The sequence below is a fragment of the Paenibacillus sp. JNUCC-31 genome, assembly GCF_014844075.1.
Classification (GTDB): Bacteria; Bacillota; Bacilli; order Paenibacillales; family Paenibacillaceae; genus Paenibacillus.
Map to the genome: position 1 here is coordinate 4020741 of NZ_CP062165.1, position 20577 is coordinate 4041317.

Below are 20577 nucleotides of genomic sequence, written 5' to 3' on the forward strand. Positions count from 1 at the left end.
TGGATGAACAGCCAACTCCAATAGGTCAACCAGAATTGTTCTGGTTGGCCTATTTTTTAGTTGGAGGACTTTCTGCTATCGCAGATCGGAAGAATATTTGCGATACGGCTCCTGAAATGTGGATAACTCCATCATATGTAGAGGTTCAATGACATTTTTAACACAGGGATAATACTATATGTGGATATCTTGTGTGTACAACCTTCTAAATGTGGACAAGTATGACTAATTTCGGGCAAAGAGCATCTTTTGTTAACGGAAAAACTTGTATTTGTTTAATTAGTACTGTATAGTTCTAAATATGACAAATGAAAAATCAATCTCTGGATCTGTGAAATCCAAAAGTTCCAATCCGGTCAATCGGATCAAGGCAGTCGAAGTGGCCGCTCAGTTATTTTTACGTCAGGGATACAGCTATGTCAGCATGGACGAGGTCGTGCGGACAAGTGGTGTATCCAAATCGAATATCTATTATCATTTCAAAAACAAGGAGGAATTGCTTCAGGCCGTGGTGCAATACTGGATTGCCCAGTATGAATCGGAGCTCTACCTGCTGCTCAGTCAGCGTGAACGAGAGGTGACAGAACGCATCTATTCGTTTATAGCATCACTGTCCGCAGGCATGGAGGGGCGCGATTATAAAGGAAGCTGTCCATTTATTACACTGTATATGCAGACACCAGTCAGCGCGCCCGAAGTGAAAGAAAGTATAGCCCGCTTTTTCCGGGATCTGCAGCCGATGATGGAAAAGCTGCTGCAGCAAGGACTGGATCGTGGAGAATTCCGTAAAGGAATTGAGCCGGGACCGGCGGCTTCATTATTTATTGCAGCATTGGAAGGGTCACTTGTACTCGCGGAGACTGCGCGTGATATAGGGATTATTAAACAATCAGCACGTACATTTTGTCAGATGCTTCGGTAAACGAAGCTCTTTTTTTGGATTTTACTAGTACTATATAGTACTAAAATACATGGTGCTAAAAAGGGAGAGAGATTAGAAATGAGTATACATAATTCATCATTGTCAAATGCAGAACGTAACACCAGTCCTTATCAGGCAAAAAACAGCATAGCGACTCAATCAACCATTATTTTGATGACTGGCAGTACCGGATTTATAGGTAAGGAGGTAGTGAAACAACTTGGGGACAGTGAGGCCCAGTTATTGCTGCTTGTACGCTCTGAATCCAAAGCCAGGAAAGCTCTGAAAGCATACGGAGTAACGGATTTCAGCCGAACAACCTTTATTCAGGGAGATTTGTCAGCTCCAGGTCTGGGTCTAACCAAAGCTGATCGTGAGCGTGCTCTTCAGGCCAATGTCATCATTCATGCAGGTGGAACGATGGATGTTACATTGGAGCCGAAGGTGGCAGAACAGATTTTTATGAATGGAGCAAGGGAGATCGCCAAACTTGCGGAAGAAATCCAGCGTACACATGATTTGAGGCATTTTATCCACATCGTTGGTTTTATGAGTCCGTATGGAAGGACGAACTCTCCATCCATATCTTCAGCCAATAATGATGTTGGGCATAAGTTGAACCGACAGAAGTCATTGATTAGCAAATATTTTCATTCCGAGAGTGCCTATGAGCATATGAAATTCGAAGCGGATCGCTATATTCGACAACACGCTGAGCAACATTTGTATACCTTATCGGTTGTAAACCCGAGTACAGTCGTGGGTCCGTATCCCACGGGTGCAACCGAGCAAACGGGCGGGATTGGCATGCTGATACAGGCGATGAGAAGGGGGAGAATGCCTGTGATTCCCGGTGGTTTTCTGCACTGGCTTCCACTTGTGTCCAATGACGTGGTTGCACAGACCATTGTTTTTCTAACCCAGGACAGCAAGCCATCCGGCGGCACATATCCCTTGTTATCCAGAAAAGTGGACAGTCCGGATATGAACGATCTGATTCGGTTGCTGGCGGCAGAATTGGATGTATCTGCACCATGGTGGTCAGTGCCACTGCCGCTGATTCACGCAGCCATGAAGGCTGGTGGCACAAGGATCAGCGGTATTCCGCCTGAATCCATTTCGTTTATAACCAAACAGGATTTCGAGGTGGAGCAGACGGAACAATTGTTTCGGCGAATGGGGCAACGCATGCCGGATATCAGTCAGCTATTGCCTTATGTTACAGCTGATCTGGACTATCGATTTAGCTATTCTTCACAGGATAATCTGTCTTCGGGCTGGACTCGAACAAGGAAGGGCAATCTTGCGGTGCTGGTTCATGAGGGCCAGGGAGAGCCGTGGGTAATTATTCATGGTTTGATGAGCAGTGCAGACGATATGTTACCTTTGGGAAATGCGTTATGGTGCATGACGGGGAACCCGGTATGGCTTGTGGATCTTGCCGGATTTGGGCGTTCCCCGGTTCATAGAAACAGGGCAAAGGGGATGGCTTTCAAAGGGCAGGTCGAGGCGGTGCAAAGTGTACTGGATGAGGCGCATGGCCCTGTTAGACTGGTGGGGCATTCCGTTGGGGCTGCGATAGCCGCGGTGGCAATGCAGGAGAGTGAACGTCATCATATCCAGCTTGCCATGCTGCAACCTGTATGGGAAGCACCGAGGGGTGGCGCTCAGCGCCTGATATCAAGGTTCCCGAGAAGAATGCTGCAAGGAATGCTATTGCGAATGACTCCACATTGGTTGGCGGGGCTGCTAAAGAGGGCAGATGTTTCGGATATCGATCCAACTTTGTTTGATGACTATGCCCGGAGGGCTTCTTCCGGTCTGAAATCACCACGCATCGCAGGAGCGAATGCAGATCTGCTCCGCTGGATACAGTCCCATCCAGACCATAAAATATCACAGACGAGTGTGGAGGCACAGCGCACATTTATGATTTGGGGGATAAACGATCAAGACTACACACGCCCGGCAAATATACATTCATCAGTCCAGCGTGTGGAAGTTCCCTACGGTCACCAGTTTCCTGTGTTTTATGCAGAGGAAACAGCCTCATTGCTTGTTAATTGGCAAATGGAGAGTAGGACATCGTTGAATTGAGTGTTACATCCCCAAGGATTGGATCATATTCAGGAGAATCGACACTAATGTTAAATAAAATAACATATTCAGTTAGATAAAACGTATAAAAGCGTTATTTTCATTCCCATTTATACTTGCCGCACAATAAAACCATGCTCATTTTGGCAAGGCAGTACATTGTGACCCTCTTCTGAACTGCGATAGACTTGATCTCAAGATCAACAGCTAAGAGGAGGATGTGTACGATGCCACTTCAAAAAACGTTATTGGCACTGGACGCGCTGGACAGCGCTTATGTGAATGGTGAGAGTGTAAAGCAATTATTTGTTCCATATCCACAGGTTTCCGTTGGAGTACTGACCGTACATGGGGAAAAGGGGAGTACGGATTTTGTTAAAATCATCATCCCCGGTACGGAGGGTAAGCGGTCTGGAGGACAAGCCCCGACCATGGGTATTGTAGGACGATTAGGTGGGATTGGTGCCCGTCCAACGCGCATTGGACTTGTCTCGGATGCCGACGGCGCCGTCGCTGCTGTTGCAGCAGGCCTGAAGCTCGCCGATATGCAGACCAAGGGCGACTCGTTAAAAGGGGATATCATTGTGACGACGCATATCTGCCCCGATGCACCTACTCTGCCGCATGAGCCGGTTGATTTTATGGACTCTCCGGTCGACATTTTGCAAATGAACGAACATGAGGTTCTGCCCGAGATGGAAGCTATTTTGTCTATCGACACAACCAAAGGAAACCGAGTGATTAATCATAAAGGGATCGCTATTTCGCCAACGGTGAAAGAGGGATACATTTTACGGGTGAGCGATGATTTGCTCCGCATCATGGAGATGACCACAGGGCAGCTGCCTGTGACATTCCCGATTACAACACAGGATATTACGCCTTACGGCAATGACTTATACCATATCAATTCCATTTTGCAGCCAGCGGTGGCTACACATGCACCTGTTGTAGGCGTAGCTGTAACAGCCCAATCCGCAGTGCCGGGATGCGGCACAGGAGCAAGCCATGAGATTGATATTGCAAGCGCAGTTCGTTTGGTTGTGGAGACCGCCAAGGAATTCACCAATGGCACTTGTTCTTTCTACAGCGTGGAGGAATATAACCTGATTACTCGTCTGTATGGATCAATGAAAGTACTTCAGACCCCGGGGATGCAAGCAGCTCCCTCTGCATAGTGTTCCTGAAGAGGTAACGATTGAAGCGGCAGATGGGAATACTGCTGCGGACATGCGAATGTAACGTGTACAGCAGATATGAGATGTAGGGGGCATAAAATGATAAAGCAGCTTGGCATGATAACAATTGGACAAGCTCCGCGAACGGATGTGGCACCTGTCATTGAGAAGCATTTGGAGGGGCGGGCAGAACTTGTTCAGGTCGGGCTGCTGGATGGACTTTCAGCAACTCAGATCGCTGCGCTGGCCCCGGAACCTGGTGATTATGTGCTAACTTCCCGTCTGCAGGACGGCAGTGCGGCTATCGTATCCCGAGAAAAAATCAGGCCGATTCTGGATCGTAAAATCCGCGAATTCGAAGGCTTGGGTGTCTCCAATATTTTGTTGCTGTGTACAGGTTCATTTCCGGGTCTGCGATCAGCCAAGGCGCATCTCATTGAACCTGACCGTATTATTCCTCCAGCGGTACAGGCCATGGCCGATGGGCGCCGTCTCGGGCTGATCGGGCCTTTGCCTCAGCAGGCGGGGCAGCTTGATCTGAAGTTTTCCTCCCTGGTCCAGCCTGCGTTTGCCGCAGCTTCTCCCTATACATCCGGCGAAGCCGAATTCCGTCAGGCGGCCGAATCACTGAAGGGGCGTGTTGAGCTCATTTTACTGGATTGCATGGGGTATGATGAGCGCCACCGTCAATGGGTTGCCAATGCAAGCGCAGGAATCCCGGTCATTTTGTCGAATGCTCTAATGGGCAAGTTAGTAGCGGAAATGGTCTGACACAGGAGGAGACGAACGAATGAACCAGCAGCGAATTGATGTCAGTAAAAATGTTTTGGTGGAATGCCTTGGACTTCGCAGTGGTGAGACACTGGCTGTTGTAGCGGATGATGCCAAGAGAGAACTGGCGGAATCCATATATGAGGCAGGCAAGGCACTTGGAGCAGATGCGGTGCTTATGGTAATGAAGGAACGGAGCAAATCCGGTGAAGAGCCGCCTGCGCCGATTGCCGAAGCGATGAAACGTGCGGATGTCGCGGTGTGCGTAACCCGTTATTCACTAACCCATACACAGGCTCGCAAACAGGCGGCAGCTGCCGGAACCCGGGTAGCCACGATGCCGGGCATGACGGACGATATGTTCATGAACGGTGCAATCACCGCAGAGTATCCCAAAGTGAAGGCTTTGACCGATAAGGTTACAGGCATGCTAAGTGCAGGGAGCAGCGTTCGCATCGAGAAGGATGGATACCAGCTGTCATTCTCCATTCAGGGACGCAATGGCGTGCCGAGTACAGGCATGTATCTCAATCCGGGTGAGTCCGGCAATTTGCCTTCAGGTGAAGCTTACATCGCACCCGTTGAAGGCATGGGCGAGGGTGAAATTCTGGTGGATGGCTCCATCGCAGGAATAGGCGCGATCAGCAAACCTGTTCTGTTGACGGTTAAAGAGGGCCGTCTTGTTTCGGCAACCGGCACCGAAGGAGACAAGCTGCTATCCATGCTGGGCGAAGGTGAGGGTCGGATTCTTGGCGAATTCGGCATTGGTACCAATGACAAGGCCCGAATTACTGGGGTTGTCCTGGAGGACGAGAAAGTCTACGGGACGATCCATGTTGCTTTTGGCAGTAACAATACCTTCGGTGGTACAGTTGCAGCAGGGGTTCATATTGATGCTGTTGTGCAGAAGCCGGATGTCTACATCGATGATGTCCTTATTATGCGTCAGGGAGAACTGCTTGATCAGAAATAGAGCAGAATAATCATGAGATAACCTTGTGGATCAGTAGAGGTGTATGAGAGCGTACCCACAACCTATCCACAATGGGGGTAGATGCGTAAATTTCGCGGTAGTTTTAGCGACAAATACACAACATATTCACAATAAATATAGAGATATCCACATGATTGGGGGTAACTATCAACAGATTGTGGGTAACATACGCACAAGATATCCACAGCCTGGGGAGGAACGCCAATGTTGGGTCTTATAAGAGTGATTACGCTTCATCATGAAGAAGATATCCACAGACACGGGGCATTAATTGAAGGGCGCTATGGCATTCGGGTCCGAAGTCGATGCATTCCCCAGCAACCGCTGGGTGTGTATGATCGAGCTACAGAGCTTGAATCGATTCCCAAAATTGTGGATCTGGCGCGGGAACTGGAACAGGAAGGGTGTACATCTATTGGTATTAGTTGTGCAGCTGATCCGGGTATTGCAGAAATACGCGCCGCTGTTCGGGTACCCGTATATGGTGCTGGATCATGTGCTGCACATCTTGCACTCACCTCAGCTACACGGGTAGGTGTATTGACGATTCTGGAGGAAGTGCCTAGCCTGATTCGTGAAATACTTGGAGAAGCTTATATCGGGATGGACCGACCCGAAGGCGTGGTTACAACCCTCGATCTGAACACGCCAACAGGGCGGATGGCGGCACTGGAAGCTGCTGGAAGACTGAAGGCTGAGGGTGCTGAGTCCATTGTTCTCGCGTGTACCGGCTTTGCAACGATGGGTTTCGCTTTTGAAGTGGAAAAAGAACTGCATATCCGCGCACTCGACCCGATCTATTCCTTAGGTGCAGCTGTGTCTCTGCGGTAAATGCTTAATCCATGGGATGCCTGAATCGTATTTTAGTAGGAAAATATAGCTTGATTCTAACGCCGATGCAGTTATTCACAACTGTGTCGGCGTTATTTGTGATGCTAGGATAGTTAATCTCGGTATAGGAAGTGAATAAGTGAAGTTTGTTTTATAATGTGACGCGATAAAGTGTTAAAATTATTTTTTGGGTTATATGCTGCAACTAACAACCTGAAAAGTTTGTTTTATTTTATGAACGTAATCCAAGCCATACGAATATCACAGAATTTCCCGTTTTTTTTGATCAGATAGTCTGGTAAACTATCCAAAAAATTAGATGCAGTATGCGAGGGCGATTTGCAAATCTGGCTGAGGGTGGTCGATAGGCTTGAAAACGACAGGCATTACACTGAAAGAACTGTTGAATATTCCTATACTCAGTAAGGCCAAGGTGATCAGCGGGCATCAGGGATTGGATCGGGTTGTTCGGTTTGTGGATATTATGGAGGTGCCTGATCTGCAAGGATGGTTGCGGGAAGGCATGCTCATGCTGACTACGGCCTATTCGATTCGCGATAATCCCGGTCTGCTTGGGGAACTGATCTATACGCTTAATGAGGCGGGGGCGGCTGCTTTGGCTATAAAACCTGCCCGTTTTCTCAAAGAAATTCCGGAAGAAGCCATAGCAGCCAGTAATGACTGCGGCCTGCCTATTATTGAGATTCCTCCCGAAATACCTTACATGGATATTACGCAACCTGTTATGGAATTGGTGCTGGACCGACAGGCAGCCTTGCTCCGCAGATCCGAGGAAGTATATCGAACACTGATGACTATGGTGCTTGAAAACAGTGGGATTCAGGCTGTGGGAGACAACGTGGCCGAACTGCTCCAGGCGCCTGTAGGTGTCATCGACAATGGTGGACAGATTATTGTTTCTTCACCCCCTGATTATGATTGGAAGGAAGCTGTAAGCCCGCTCGTATGGGAGATCAATCTGGATCGCCGGAAGGTTGCGCGGCTGCTGGTGGATAAGGACTCCCTTGATGAAATGGAACAAGTCGGAATTGAACAGGCCAGATTGGTTCTATCCCTGGAATTGATGAGAAACAAGGTGGCGGAAGATACCGAATTGCGTTTACGGGGCAATTTCATTGATGAACTTTTGACACCTCCCCTGCTCTTACGGCATGAAGCCGAATCCAGAGGGCGCAAGCTCGGAATGAATCCGGAGCATCTATGGGAAGTGGCCGTAATGGAAGGTGAGGCTGCCCCTGATGAAGACTTGTTGACTGAATTGCTTGCACATGAAGCCAGAAAACGGAGAGTTACACCTCATATTGAGTTCAGGACTAACCGGGCTGTGCTCTTTTTGCCAACACCGGAGTCCAAGGATGCGGTGTGGATGGATCACATTCAATCCTGGACTGAAACCATCGCGGTATGGATCGAAGATCCGGCAAACAAGTTTGGACAATGTAGAGTTGGTGTGGGCACACAGGTTTCGCTTTGGAATATGCATCAGAGCTATGGAGAGGCCAGAAATGCTCTGATGGTATCCTCCCGTTTGTCGGGAGGGCGTACCACCCGGTTTGAGGATGTGGAGGTATATCATCTGCTGGGCGAAACGGCAGATGATCCGGGTTTTGCAGCATTGTTTGAGCGAAAGCTAGGGAAATTACGTGACTATGATGAAGAACATAGCGGCGATTTGCTGCGGACCTTTTTTTATTATCTGGAAAGCCGGGGGAGTCTGATTGAGACAGCAAATCGGCTCTACATCCACCGGAATTCAGTCAAATATCGCCTGGAGCGGATTAGGGACATTACGGGCTTCGATCTGAACCACCCGCGTGAACAATTTGTCTGTCATCTATGTCTGGTGTACTACTACATGAGGCAGGACAAACAAAAGGTTTAGGTTCTACTCATCGGGCCTAAAGGTCGAAAAATAGCGAACTATGTCTTTAAGTGTGATTTAACATGACATATTGGGGAGACATTAGTGCACAATCGACAAACGGTTGTGCTTTTTTTTAGCTAAATGGGACGTAGTTCGTCGCTTGGTTTCTAGGTAAAATAAGCACAATTACAAAAGAAGAGACGGATGACAGACATGCTGTCAACATTGGGCCGTCCACAGAGAACCGTAAAACAGCAAGTGAGACATCAGAGTTAAAGGGGTTGATCGATTGTTTGCTTACACGCTCCGAAGGCTGCTGCAGATGATTCCGGCGCTGATCGGCATCGTGGTGATTACCTTCATCCTGTCCCGTGTTCTTCCGGGAGATCCCGCCATTGTCATGGCTGGTGAACAGGCCACGGATGATGTCATTGCCAAAATCCGAATGGACATGGGATTGGACAAGCCGCTAGTTGTACAGTTTTTTAGCTACGTTGGACAATTGCTTCAAGGGAATCTGGGGTTCGCCTACCATACCGGTCATACAGTGCTGAGTGATTTCGGTACCCGCTTTCCAGCAACCATTGAGCTGACGCTGGCCAGCGTGATTATAGCCATCTGTGTTGCAATTCCGGTAGGTATCATCGCCGCAACCCGAAAAGAGTCCTTTGTGGACCATATCTCCAGGGTGTTCTCACTGATTGGAGCATGTGTACCGATCTTCTGGCTGGGGTTGTTGTTTATTTACATCTTCTATTCCATCCTCGGCTGGGCTCCAGCTCCCATGGGACGCATCAGCGGAGACCTCAACCCACCGACTCATATCACCGGATTGTACGTGGTAGACAGTCTTATGACCGGAGATATGGTTGCACTCAAAAGCAGTCTTGCACACTTGCTGCTCCCGGCGATCTGCCTGAGCACAGGAACCATGGCGATTGTCGCGCGTATGACCAGGTCCAGCATGCTGGAAGTCATCGGACAGGATTATGTGCGTACTGCACGAGCCAAGGGCTTGAGCGAAACCGCGGTCGTCGGCAAACACTCCCTGATCAATGCTCTGATTCCCACGTTGACCGTGCTCGGCCTTCAGTTCGGAGGATTACTCGGTGGTGCGGTAATCACGGAAACGATCTTTTCCTGGCCTGGCGTCGGCGGTTATGTCACAGATTCGATTCTGGCTGCCGATTATGCACCAATTCAGGCGTTCACACTCGTAAGTGCCATTCTGTTCAGCTTTATTAATCTGGCGGTGGATCTGGTCTATGGATTGATTGATCCACGAATCCGTTATGAATAGGGTCGCCGCGAAAGGAGGAGTACCGCTGTGAGTACTGCCGCACCGACTTCCATGGGAACAAAGCCTACACAAGCGGTTGTTCCCAAACCCAAAACCTTTCTGAGACTATTGCTCCGCAATCGGCTCGCTGCCATTGGTCTGGTCTTTATCGTCATGTGGACGGTCATTGCAGCCATTGCTCCCTGGATCGCACCATATGATCCGTATATGACCGATACGGCCGTGAAGCTGGAATCCCCGTCAGGCGGTCACTGGTTTGGTACCGATAACTATGGTCGGGACATTCTGAGTCGCGTACTGTACGGAGCCAGAATCAGTATCTGGACGGGCTTGATTGCCGTCAGCATCTCGTTTGTCATTGGGGTTCCGCTTGGCGGAATTGCTGCTTATTACGGTGGACGTACCGGCAATATCATCATGCGGGTGATGGATGTATTGCTTGCTTTTCCCTCGCTGGTGCTGTCCATGGCTATTGCTGCTTCCATCGGCAACGGACTGACGAGTGCAATGATTGCTGTTGGAATAGTCGGCATTCCCGAATTTGCCAGATTGATGTATGGACAGACGGTATCTCTGCGCGAGAAGGAGTACGTAGAAGCCAGCAGAGCCATTGGTGTACGGGACAGAGTGATTCTGTTTCGCCACATTTTGCCGAATGCTTTGGCACCGCTGCTGGTGCAGGCAACGCTCGGTATGGGTTTTGCGATCTTGACGGCATCCAGTTTGAGCTTCCTCGGTCTTGGCGTCAAACCGCCTACAGCCGAATGGGGGGCCATGATCTCTGAAGGACGAGAGTATATCATTTCCGGACAATGGTGGCTCGTGACGTTCCCTGGACTGGCTATAGCCACATCCATTCTTGGTTTTAATCTGCTCGGAGATGGTTTCCGTGATGTACTGGATCCGCGGTTGCGTTCGGGAAAATAGAGATGGGTCACCACCAGCCTCTATAGAACCGATTCATAGATAGCTGTATGGTGGAACCGACTTGCGGGGAATGCCTGAGATAACGGCATGCAAGGTTCCATCATCGGCAGTAGGCTGATCGAATGCTGGTGTTTGGCATCGGGAGTGAGGTGAGCTGCCTTCCCGGTACTGAAGTACACATTTACTCTGTCTAATGAAAGCTGCAACGTTTTACAGCTGTATTGCATCATAAGACTGGTTCGAAAAGGGGAGGAAACTAAAAATGAAAAAGTTCAAATGGTTTTCTGCAATGATCGCTCTTACGGTTGTTCTAGGCGGCTGTGCCAGCAATGCCAACCAGCAGCCTGCGGCATCCGGTTCAGGGGAAGCAGCGAAACCTGCACCGACACTGACAGTTGCGTATTCAGAGGGTGGGACGACGATGGACCCGGCTGAGGCGAATGACCTGACTTCCGACACATTGGTACTGGCAACCTACGACCAGCTGGTAACCTATGGTGTCAAAACGGTGGATGGTGCAGACGTAGCCAACACAGAAGATATTCAACCGATGCTCGCTGAGAGCTGGGAAGTATCAGATGATAACAAGACATATACGTTCAAAATCAAAAGTGGCCTGAAATTTCAAAGCGGAAATCCGGTTAATGCGGATGCAGTTGTGTACTCTTTTGACCGTGTGGCCAAATCAAGCTCCGGCAGCTTTCTATACGGAATGGCCGACATCAAGAGCGTGACTGCCAAGGACGACTCCACTGTCGAGATCGTGCTGAATAAAGCCAACCACATGTTTACCCAGATCATTGCCATGTATACCTTCTCCATTGTGGACCAGAAGCTGGTCGAGGAAAAAGGTGACGATTATCTGAAAACAAATGCCGCTGGCTCTGGCCCGTTCACACTCGAAAAATGGGACCCGGCCAGTGAAGCCGTCTTCCAGGCTAACAATGATTACTGGCAGGGTGCACCGAAGCTCAGCAAAGTAACACTGAAATTCACGAAGGAAGCCTCCAACCGTGTTCTGCTGTTGAACAAGAGTGACGTGGACATGGCAATTGAGATTCCTCCAAAAGATGTTGCGGCTTTGCAAGAGAACAGTAATTTGACGATTAAGTCGAATGCGAGTAACCGCATTTTGTTCTTCGCGATGAACAACAATGTCAAGCCGTTTGATAATGAAAAAGTACGTCAGGCCATCAACTATGCGATCCCTTATGACCAGTTAATCAACGATGTCATGTATGGTCAGGCCAAAGAGATGAAGAGTGCTGTGGCGAGTAACACACCAGGCTTTACGGATGCAGGCTATGTGTACGAGTACAATCTGGACAAGGCCAAGGAATTGTTGAAAGAAGCAGGATATGCAGAGGGATTCAGCTTTGACTTTACTCTCGGTTCCGGATTTGACGATTGGGAATATGATGCGGTGCTGATTCAAGCGGAACTGGCCAAGATCGGTGTCAAAATGAACATTAACAAGGTCGCTCGTGCACAGTTCCTGGAACAACAAAAAGAAGGCAATCTGGTCTCCTACATTTCCAAATGGACCTCTTTTGTTAATGATCCTGGATACCACCTGGGCTTCCTGCTCTACGGCAAAGGTTCTTCCAACTACATTCACTACAACAATGCAGAAGTCAACAAGCTGTGGGAAGAAGCAGGAGCAGAGCCGGATCAGGCGAAACGAAACGAGCTGTACATGAAGGCACAGGAGATTATTACAACAGAAGCACCGTGGGCATATCTCTACGAATACAATCGGGTTGTCGGCATGAACAACAAAGTCAGCGGATATGTGTACTACCCGGATGAGGTTCTGCGTTTCTACCCACTTAGCAAGGAGCAGTAAACGAAGGATGACTTTGGGGGACAGGCAATTATGCCTGTCTTCTGACGATTCGTGCCAAGTACCATACAGCCAATATTGGAAGGAGCCTGATCAGGATGGATTGGAAAAGGAAAGTACTTGAAGCAATCGAGGAAGGCCAGGATGAATTATTGGAGTTATGTTCACAGTTGATCCGCTTTCCTACGGAGAACCCTCCAGGGGATTCACGCGAGATTAGCGCTTTTATTATTGAATATCTCCATCAGGCCGGAATCGATACCAAAGTACATGCGGCAACGGAAACGATGTTTAACCTGATCTCGACGTTAAATGGAGAAGGGGCGGAGAAGTCGGACAAACATCTGATTTTCTGTGGGCATACGGACGTTGTGCCAGCCGGGGATCTTTCACGATGGGATTTTGATCCGTTCTGCGGCGAAATTAAGGACGGCTACATGCTTGGACGGGGTGCATCTGACATGAAGGGCGGGCTTGCGGGTCTGATCTATGCGACGGTTATTCTGGCGAAGCTGGGTGTACCTTTGCGGGGTGACCTGTCACTGATGATTGTCCCTGATGAGGAAACGGGAGGCGATTTGGGTGTGCCCTGGGTACTGGAGCGCGGCCTGGCAACGGGTACTGCAGCAGTCATTGCCGAGCCGTCCAGCCCGCAGCATCCGACGATTGGACAAAAGGGGAGCTGCTGGTTTGAGTTTACAGTGGAAGGCACACCGGGTCATGGCAGTCTGCAGCCCATTGTAGGCGATAATGCGATTGTAAAGGCGGCCAAGGGTATTGAAGCTTTACAGCGGCTGTGGGACATCAAGCCGGACATCCCGGAAGACGTGAAAGACATTATCCGCATCTCGCAGGAGTATGCTCGCGACCGGGAGAAGGCAGGTCTGGCCTATCAGGTGTTCGATCATGTAACCGTGAATATCGGTTCGATTCAGGGTGGAACCAAGGTGAACGTGGTAGCGGATCGCTGTACGGTTCAGGTGGATTCACGTGTTCCATTTGGTGTGGATTACCGGGATGTGCTCGACCGTGCTCGTTCGCTTCTGCTTGAAGCAGGAATTGAGTCGGAGTTGAAGCCTTTTGGTTTCCAGGGCAACGCAAACTGGACGCCAGCACATGAACCGATCGTTAGTCAACTGGTGGAGAGCATCAGCGAAGTGAGCGGCGAAGAGGCGTACGGTGTGCTGCAATGGGCATCCAGCGATGCACGCCACTTCCGTAATCATCAGATTCCGGTATTGCAATATGGTCCGGCAGAGCTATCCACGATTCACAATTTTAACGAAAAAGCACCCGTATGGCAGATTATCCAATGCGCCAAAGTGTATGCGCTGAGCGCCCTTAAATATTTGGGTGTGGAAGGCATGGAAGATGAGACGTCATTGAAGAATTTGAAGGGTTTGAACGGTGCAGCTTCCGAAGAAGCCACGATTGCCAAGCGCTAATTCTTTTTCGGGAGAGAAGGGAGTCTGGAGAACAAGCTGAACGACTGAGTGGTAGGGGCATGTGTGAGGATGCAGAAGATTCAGAACGTAATGGTATGGGAGGGGAACAACATGACTGCACTGCTCGAAGTTTCGGATTTGCGGACAGAGTTTATAACGGATGCAGGCGTAATTCGTGCCGTGGACGGAATCAGCCTTTCCATACGGCAGGGAGAGGTGCTGGGTATTGTAGGGGAGTCGGGATGCGGGAAAAGTATTACCTCGTTATCGATTATGCAGCTTCTTCCCAAAAAGATCGGCCGCGTGGCTTCAGGAGAAGTCCGTTTCCAGGGGAAAGATATGCTCAAGCTGTCCAGGAGGGAGATACGCCGAATTCGGGGTAACCGAATGGCCATGATCTTTCAGGAACCGATGACTTCGCTCAATCCGGTATTCAAGATCGGCAAACAAATCTCGGAGGCGGCAAGGTATCATCTGAAGCTGGGCAAAAAAGAGGCTTGGGCACGGTCAGTTGATATGCTTCGCAAAGTCGGCATTCCCCGTCCCGAACGAATTGCGGAACAATACCCGCACCAGCTCTCCGGCGGCATGCGCCAGCGGGTGATGATCGCCATGGCGATGGTATGCAGCCCGCAGCTGCTCATCGCCGATGAACCGACAACCGCCCTGGATGTAACCATCCAGGCGCAGATTCTGGATCTGATGCGTGACCTCCAGCGGACGGAGAATATGGCAATCATGATGATCACCCATGATCTCGGCGTTGTAGCTGAGATGTGTGATCGCGTCATGGTGATGTATGCAGGACAAGTAGTGGAAGAGACGGATGTCAAAACCCTTTTTGCCGATCCGAAGCATCCGTATACCCGTGGACTGCTCGCTTCACTGCCACAGCTTGCGGGAGATCAGGATCGTCTTCAGTCCATTCCGGGCCAAGTTCCGAATCCCGCCCATATGCCGTCTGGCTGCCGCTTTGCTCCTCGTTGTCCGGTTAAGGAAGCGCGGTGCGAGACGATACAACCCGAATTACTGGAGACAGCGCCAAGTCACAGCTGCCGCTGTCTGCTGCAGCAGGAGGGGATTATATGAGTGCGATATTGGAAGTCAGAAACCTGAAGAAGCACTACCCCATTCGTAAAGGTCTTTTCTCCAAACAGGTCGGTGCCGTCAAGGCCGTTGATGGCGTAACGCTGTCCGTGGAGCGCGGTGAAACGCTCGCTGTGGTCGGGGAATCCGGGTGTGGCAAATCCACTACAGGACGTGCAATTTTACGACTCATAGAACCGACGGATGGCGAGGTGTTCTTCGAGGGCAGGGATGTACGAAAGCTGCCCCCAGAAGAGCTGCGCCGTTTCCGAACCGACATGCAGATGGTATTCCAGGACCCGTATGCCTCCCTCGATCCGCGCTGGACGGTACAGCGTACGCTGGAGGAGCCACTGCTTACCCACCACAATCTGGGGAAAAACGAGCTGAAAAGCCGAATCGAAGAACTGATGGAAGTGGTTGGATTATCTCCATATCAGGCACACCGTTTCCCGCATGAATTCTCGGGTGGACAACGCCAACGGATCGGTATTGCCCGTGCTCTCGCATTGAACCCGAAGTTCATTGTGTGTGATGAGCCGGTCTCTGCATTGGATGTGTCCATTCAGGCACAGGTGCTGAATCTGATGCAGGATCTGCAGGAACAATTCGGACTGACGTATATGTTTATCTCTCACGATCTGTCCGTCGTTAAGTTCATCAGTGATCGTGTGGCCGTCATGTATCTGGGCAAAGTGGTGGAGCTTGCGCCCACCTCCGAGTTGTTCACCGAGGCGCTGCATCCGTATACGAAAGCATTGATGTCTGCTGTTCCCGTTCCTGACCCGAATGTGCAAAAGGAACGAATTGTCCTGAGCGGAGATGTGCCCAATCCGGAGAACCCGCCATCCGGTTGTGCTTTTCATACCCGTTGTCCGTATGTAAAGGACGAGTGTCGCTCTGTTATCCCGGAGCTGCGGGAGATTTCCCCGGGACGCCAGGTGGCGTGTCATCTGTATTAAAGTGATCACCAGAGTTGAAGAAATACGTAGAGAAATGCAAACAGATAATGCAAACCGAAATGCAAACAAGTCTCCAGTGTACGTGGGGCTCCGTTTGCATTTTTCTTTTCTTTAAGCCATCCCATCAGGCCAGTAATTGAATCCTAAAATTTTTCCTGACATCAACCGATATAAACACAGAGAAAGCAACATGAGATGGATTATTCATGATCAGGTTTATTATAAAAAGCTTCTTATCGAAACTGAAAACAAGAAGGGTATGAAGACATCTATGGATGAGGAAGTACAAGTTCAATACATTAATTTCTCAGTCGGAAATCAGATTTGTGCGATTCGTATTGATGAAGTTCATGAAATTATCAGAATGCTCCCGGTAACCACTGTTCCTTTTGGCAGCCCTGAGATCAAGGGTTTTACACCCCTTTACGGCAAAGTGGTTTCGGTTGTTAGTGTACGCGTCCTGCTGGGCATGCCTGACGAGGAGCCTACACCGTCCACTCGCATCATTGTTGTGCCGTACCATGACGATTATGTACCGCTCGTTGTCGATTCAGTGGATTCCGTGGTGATGTATGATCGATTTGAAGAGCCTACGGAAGAATATAGACGTTACGCAAAGGGAATATTCAAGGAAATCGCACACAATGACGATCATGAAGCCGGTATTCTTAATCTGGACGTATTGCTCGGTAATTTAACCCAATCCCATTAAGCATTGCTCTTACGGATGCTATAACAAAGCATAAATTCAGTTAGTTATGAAAATGCTCCTTGCCCTTTTCAGGGATGAGGGGCATTTTTTAGTGTGATCATCCTATCCTCCAATGCAATTTACGTGTTGTGTTTCACCCTTTAACAGACGTAGTCAATATCATATAAAGTGGTTTGGATGGTTTTTTGAAGTGATGTAGAAGCAGAAAAACGGAAAAGGGAACTATTTTTCGGTACAGATCAGAGGGGACAGGGAACAAAAGAAGCACTTTTTATGTGTAAAAGTTTTTAAATCCGAGCATTTTCGTATATGATGGAGAGTAACAATGCGAAGGGATGACGGGAGACTGTAATGATGCAATCGCTGTATGGAGTATGGCTTGGTGACGTGTTTTTTTGTTTTTCCGGTGAAACATCGGAGCCGCGTGTGGATGCGTGGAGCCACGTGGTACGGAAGCTGAATTTTGGCGACGGGGGCCGTCTGTTTCAGCCTGCGGCTCTGCGTCTTGCGGAGCTTCGTTGGCCTAATCCGATGCGTAATGCTGCGGAAGCGAAGGGTACGAAGCGGCGCCAATTGCTCGGACGGACGTTGGAGGGGCTGGCTATCTCGCCCAAAGATACGTTCAAACTGCTGCTAAATTGGGACGACAGGATATTGAATGCGTCAGGAATTCAGGCTGGAGAAGAAATTCGCTACTGGGTAAAAGCGGCACAGTTTACACAGGAACTGCTGCTGCGGGGAGAATTTTCTCCTTCCGCTGAATTTGCGGCCAAGACGGGTGCGCGTCGCCGTACTGGTCAGGAAACGCTGACAGGGGTATGGCGTCCACGTCTGTTGCAAGAAGCGGATGTGGACCGTTTCCGGGAGCTGGCGGAATCGATGCCGCCGATTGGATTGTCTGCTCCCGGAGCATACGCATCTTCTGAACCGGAATCACGGGAGGAGGCGGGAGCGACCGTATTATTTTCATTTATGAGCGGAATGGTTCATGCGGTTGTCACGGGTGAGATGGAGGGCATGGATAGTGAGTTGTCTCGCTACCGTACCCCATTCCGGCGTGGATCTTCTCCAGTTGCGGAGTTATGGTGGAACAGCCTGATCTCGATGTTCCGTCCGGTGACGGTGCAGGGCCCGACGGAAGAAATGACAGAACTCATTGGCACGCTGCAAGAAGCGGGTGGAACAGCGATGCCTGTCGTAGGGGGCGAAGAGTCCACACCGACGGAAGGTCAATTGAAGCTGGTGCTGCGACTCGAACCTCCTCTGGGTGAGCATGAATCGTTGTGGGGAATTACCTTCTGGGTAGACAGTGAACAGGAAGCCGGTCTGAGATTGCCTGCACGTACAATCTGGGCCCATCCGGACCGGGATCTGGACCGGGGCAAGGTGTGTTATATTTCGGCTGCTGAGCAATTGCTGATGGGGCTGGGTCAGGCCGCAGAATTGGCACCGGAGCTGGAGACGGCACTTCTTCATGCAAGGCCGGAAGGAATGAAGCTGGAACAGCAAGCGTTTTTTGAATTTTTGACGTATGCTGTGCCTCGTCTGCAGAAGGCGGGAGTAACCGTGTTAATGCCTTCCCGCTGGAGCCGTGCCGGGAAGCGCCGCGCAGGATTGCGCCTGCAGATGCTCAATCGTGGAACAGAAAGACCGCTCGGAGCCCCGTCTGCACTGGGTATGGAGCAGTTGGTCGCTTTCAAAGCGGAACCGATGCTGGACGGCAAACCTGTGACGTCGGAGGAGCTCGCTGCTCTTGCGGAAGCAACGGTTCCTTATGTCATGTTCCGCGGCGAATGGATTGAAGTGGATACAAAAGAGATTCGCCAGGTTCTGCGTTATATGAAAAAAGAAGAAGAACAATATATGCCTCTCTCCGAATGGCTGCATCTGGCAGCTGAGGAAGGTGAGGATACAGCATGGAAGGGTCTGTCCGTCTTTGGCGCGGATTCCGAAGGACTGCTCTCCTTCCTGCTCGACGGACAGGTGCTTCGCAGTATTGAGCCGCGTCAGGTTCCGGCAGAGCTGCATGGTGAACTAAGACCTTATCAGGAGCGGGGTTACCAATGGTTATCCGCCATGCGTGAGCTTGGGTTTGGGGTATGTCTCGCCGATGATATGGGACTGGGGAAGACCATTCAGGTGATCACCTGCTTGCTGGATTTGAAGCATGAGGAACAACAAGCGGCGGCTGAAGAAGCACGTGAACATGAAGCGTTTATGGGTATGGAAGGACGTTCCTCGAATGATGAGCAGCTGAACATGCAGGGTGTACATCTGCCTGCGCTTATTGTGTGCCCTACCTCTTTGCTCGGGAACTGGCAGCGTGAGCTGAAGCGCTTTGCCCCGAATCTGTCATTGTATATCCATCATGGCGGACAACGGCTGCACGGCAGTGCCTTTCAGGAAGAAGCACAGTCTCATGATATTGTGCTGACAACCTATCATCTGGCAGGCAGGGATGGCCCGGATCTGGCTTCGTTGCATTGGTCTACCGTTGTGCTGGATGAGGCACAATATATTAAAAATTACCGTACGAAGCAAGCACAAAGCGTCATGCGTCTGTCTGCGCCGCACCGCATTGCGATGACGGGTACGCCGGTAGAGAATCGGTTAAGCGAGCTGTGGTCCATTTTTCAATTCCTGAATCCGGGGTATCTGGGTACAGCTTCTTCATTCCGCCAGCGGTATACGGGACTGGGTCCATCCGAAGAAAATGCAGCGTCCTTGCGTGAGCTTCATCGGCTTGTATCGCCCTTTATGCTGCGCAGACTGAAAAGTGACCCGGATATCCGCAAGGATCTGCCGGAGAAGCTGGAACTGAAATCCTATTGTTCCCTCACGCCGGAGCAGACCGTTCTGTATCAGCGCGTAGTGGATGATCTGATGGGTGGATTGGATGGGCGAAACGGAATCGCCCGTAAGGGAATTGTGTTGTCCTCACTGACCAAGCTGAAGCAGATCTGTGACCATCCCGTTCTGGCTGACAGCAGCCGGAAGGAACATGGCAAGGCTGAGGCATCCGGCAAAATGGAACGTTTGCTGGAATTGCTGGATGCAATCCGTGACAACGGGGAATCAGCGCTGATTTTCACCCAGTATGTGGCGATGGGGGAGCTGCTCGTTTCCCGGCTTACACAGCGCTACGAGGAAGAGCCGTATTTCCTGCATGGCGGTGTATCGAAGTCGCAAAGGGATGATATGGTGGAGACCTTCCAAAAAGGGGAGGGCCCATCCTTGTTTGTCCTGTCTCTTCGTGCCGGGGGTGTGGGTCTGAATCTGACGCGTGCCAGTCATGTCGTTCACTACGATCGCTGGTGGAATCCGGCGGTGGAGAATCAGGCGACGGACCGGGTCTTCCGAATCGGACAGAATCGCAATGTACAGGTGCATAAACTGATCTGTCAGGGCACCCTGGAGGAACGGATTGATGAGCTGATTGAGAGTAAAAAGGCACTTTCCGAGCAAGTCGTCGGTTCAGGTGAGAACTGGTTGACGGAGATGTCGGATGATGAGCTGCGCGGCCTGATCTCGCTACAGGGCGAGGCGTGGCTGTAAGTTGCGAGATAAACAATGAATGCACAATATAATCACAGGAAGGGGGATTGTTGTGAGCGAAAAATGGAA

At 50.2% G+C, this 20577-nt stretch carries 15 protein-coding genes; all 15 read left to right on the top strand.

All coding sequences use genetic code 11. The features are described from left to right. The first annotated feature begins 331 nt into the window (after positions 1-331). The gene (locus tag JNUCC31_RS17480; RefSeq protein WP_228469058.1) at positions 332-922 is read left to right on the top strand and encodes a TetR/AcrR family transcriptional regulator; all 591 of its coding nucleotides are present in this window, start codon (positions 332-334) and stop codon (positions 920-922) included. 78 nt (positions 923-1000) lie between these two features. Beyond that, positions 1001-3019 carry an alpha/beta fold hydrolase gene (locus JNUCC31_RS17485; RefSeq protein ID WP_192262859.1) on the top strand — a complete coding sequence of 673 codons (2019 nt, stop codon included), beginning with the start codon at positions 1001-1003 and terminating at the stop codon, positions 3017-3019. A 227-nt stretch (positions 3020-3246) separates the two neighbouring features. Next, complete coding sequence (locus JNUCC31_RS17490; RefSeq protein WP_192262860.1) at positions 3247-4197, top strand: DUF1177 domain-containing protein; 951 nt, start codon at positions 3247-3249, stop codon at positions 4195-4197. A gap of 99 nt (positions 4198-4296) precedes the next feature. Continuing rightward, positions 4297-4968, top strand: coding sequence for an AroM family protein (locus JNUCC31_RS17495; RefSeq protein WP_192262861.1), 672 nt, complete (start codon positions 4297-4299; stop codon positions 4966-4968). A 19-nt stretch (positions 4969-4987) separates the two neighbouring features. After that, on the top strand, positions 4988-5941 hold the full coding sequence (locus tag JNUCC31_RS17500; protein ID WP_192262862.1) for an aminopeptidase: 954 nt from the start codon (positions 4988-4990) through the stop codon (positions 5939-5941). Positions 5942-6166: 225 nt separating this feature from the next. Continuing rightward, positions 6167-6793: an aspartate/glutamate racemase family protein gene (locus JNUCC31_RS17505; RefSeq protein WP_192262863.1), complete on the top strand. Its 627-nt coding sequence runs from the start codon at positions 6167-6169 to the stop codon at positions 6791-6793. 370 nt (positions 6794-7163) lie between these two features. Next, the gene (locus JNUCC31_RS17510; RefSeq protein ID WP_192262864.1) at positions 7164-8696 is read left to right on the top strand and encodes a PucR family transcriptional regulator; all 1533 of its coding nucleotides are present in this window, start codon (positions 7164-7166) and stop codon (positions 8694-8696) included. A 271-nt stretch (positions 8697-8967) separates the two neighbouring features. After that, positions 8968-9978 (top strand): ABC transporter permease, encoded by a 1011-nt coding sequence (locus JNUCC31_RS17515; protein ID WP_192262866.1) that lies wholly within the window; start codon positions 8968-8970, stop codon positions 9976-9978. A 51-nt stretch (positions 9979-10029) separates the two neighbouring features. After that, on the top strand, positions 10030-10905 hold the full coding sequence (locus JNUCC31_RS17520; RefSeq protein WP_192273096.1) for an ABC transporter permease: 876 nt from the start codon (positions 10030-10032) through the stop codon (positions 10903-10905). 262 nt (positions 10906-11167) lie between these two features. Further along, the gene (locus tag JNUCC31_RS17525) at positions 11168-12751 is read left to right on the top strand and encodes an ABC transporter substrate-binding protein (protein WP_192262868.1); all 1584 of its coding nucleotides are present in this window, start codon (positions 11168-11170) and stop codon (positions 12749-12751) included. Positions 12752-12846: 95 nt separating this feature from the next. Next, positions 12847-14193, top strand: coding sequence for a M20 family metallopeptidase (locus tag JNUCC31_RS17530; RefSeq protein ID WP_228469060.1), 1347 nt, complete (start codon positions 12847-12849; stop codon positions 14191-14193). Positions 14194-14304: 111 nt separating this feature from the next. Next, a complete protein-coding gene (locus tag JNUCC31_RS17535) occupies positions 14305-15282 on the top strand; it encodes an ABC transporter ATP-binding protein (protein ID WP_192273098.1) in 978 nt (325 codons plus the stop codon). Further along, positions 15279-16241 (top strand): ABC transporter ATP-binding protein, encoded by a 963-nt coding sequence (locus JNUCC31_RS17540; RefSeq protein ID WP_192262870.1) that lies wholly within the window; start codon positions 15279-15281, stop codon positions 16239-16241. Before JNUCC31_RS17535 ends, JNUCC31_RS17540 begins: the two co-directional genes overlap by 4 nt. A gap of 190 nt (positions 16242-16431) precedes the next feature. Beyond that, positions 16432-16953, top strand: a complete 522-nt coding sequence (locus JNUCC31_RS17545; protein ID WP_192262872.1) for a chemotaxis protein CheW — start codon at positions 16432-16434, stop codon at positions 16951-16953. A 351-nt stretch (positions 16954-17304) separates the two neighbouring features. After that, positions 17305-20508 (top strand): DEAD/DEAH box helicase, encoded by a 3204-nt coding sequence (locus JNUCC31_RS17550; RefSeq protein WP_192262874.1) that lies wholly within the window; start codon positions 17305-17307, stop codon positions 20506-20508. The last annotated feature ends 69 nt before the right edge of the window (positions 20509-20577 follow it).

Excerpts from the sequence above, each read along its gene's own strand:
- JNUCC31_RS17520 (WP_192273096.1), top strand. The coding sequence starts at position 10,030 with ATGGGAACAAAGCCTACACAAGCGGTTGTTCCCAAACCCAAAACCTTT.
- JNUCC31_RS17530 (WP_228469060.1), top strand. The coding sequence starts at position 12,847 with ATGGATTGGAAAAGGAAAGTACTTGAAGCAATCGAGGAAGGCCAGGAT.
- JNUCC31_RS17550 (WP_192262874.1), top strand. The coding sequence starts at position 17,305 with ATGATGCAATCGCTGTATGGAGTATGGCTTGGTGACGTGTTTTTTTGT.
- JNUCC31_RS17500 (WP_192262862.1), top strand. The coding sequence starts at position 4,988 with ATGAACCAGCAGCGAATTGATGTCAGTAAAAATGTTTTGGTGGAATGC.
- JNUCC31_RS17545 (WP_192262872.1), top strand. The coding sequence starts at position 16,432 with ATGAGATGGATTATTCATGATCAGGTTTATTATAAAAAGCTTCTTATC.
- JNUCC31_RS17485 (WP_192262859.1), top strand. The coding sequence starts at position 1,001 with ATGAGTATACATAATTCATCATTGTCAAATGCAGAACGTAACACCAGT.
- JNUCC31_RS17540 (WP_192262870.1), top strand. The coding sequence starts at position 15,279 with ATGAGTGCGATATTGGAAGTCAGAAACCTGAAGAAGCACTACCCCATT.
- JNUCC31_RS17505 (WP_192262863.1), top strand. The coding sequence starts at position 6,167 with ATGTTGGGTCTTATAAGAGTGATTACGCTTCATCATGAAGAAGATATC.
- JNUCC31_RS17535 (WP_192273098.1), top strand. The coding sequence starts at position 14,305 with ATGACTGCACTGCTCGAAGTTTCGGATTTGCGGACAGAGTTTATAACG.
- JNUCC31_RS17490 (WP_192262860.1), top strand. The coding sequence starts at position 3,247 with ATGCCACTTCAAAAAACGTTATTGGCACTGGACGCGCTGGACAGCGCT.
- JNUCC31_RS17495 (WP_192262861.1), top strand. The coding sequence starts at position 4,297 with ATGATAAAGCAGCTTGGCATGATAACAATTGGACAAGCTCCGCGAACG.
- JNUCC31_RS17525 (WP_192262868.1), top strand. The coding sequence starts at position 11,168 with ATGAAAAAGTTCAAATGGTTTTCTGCAATGATCGCTCTTACGGTTGTT.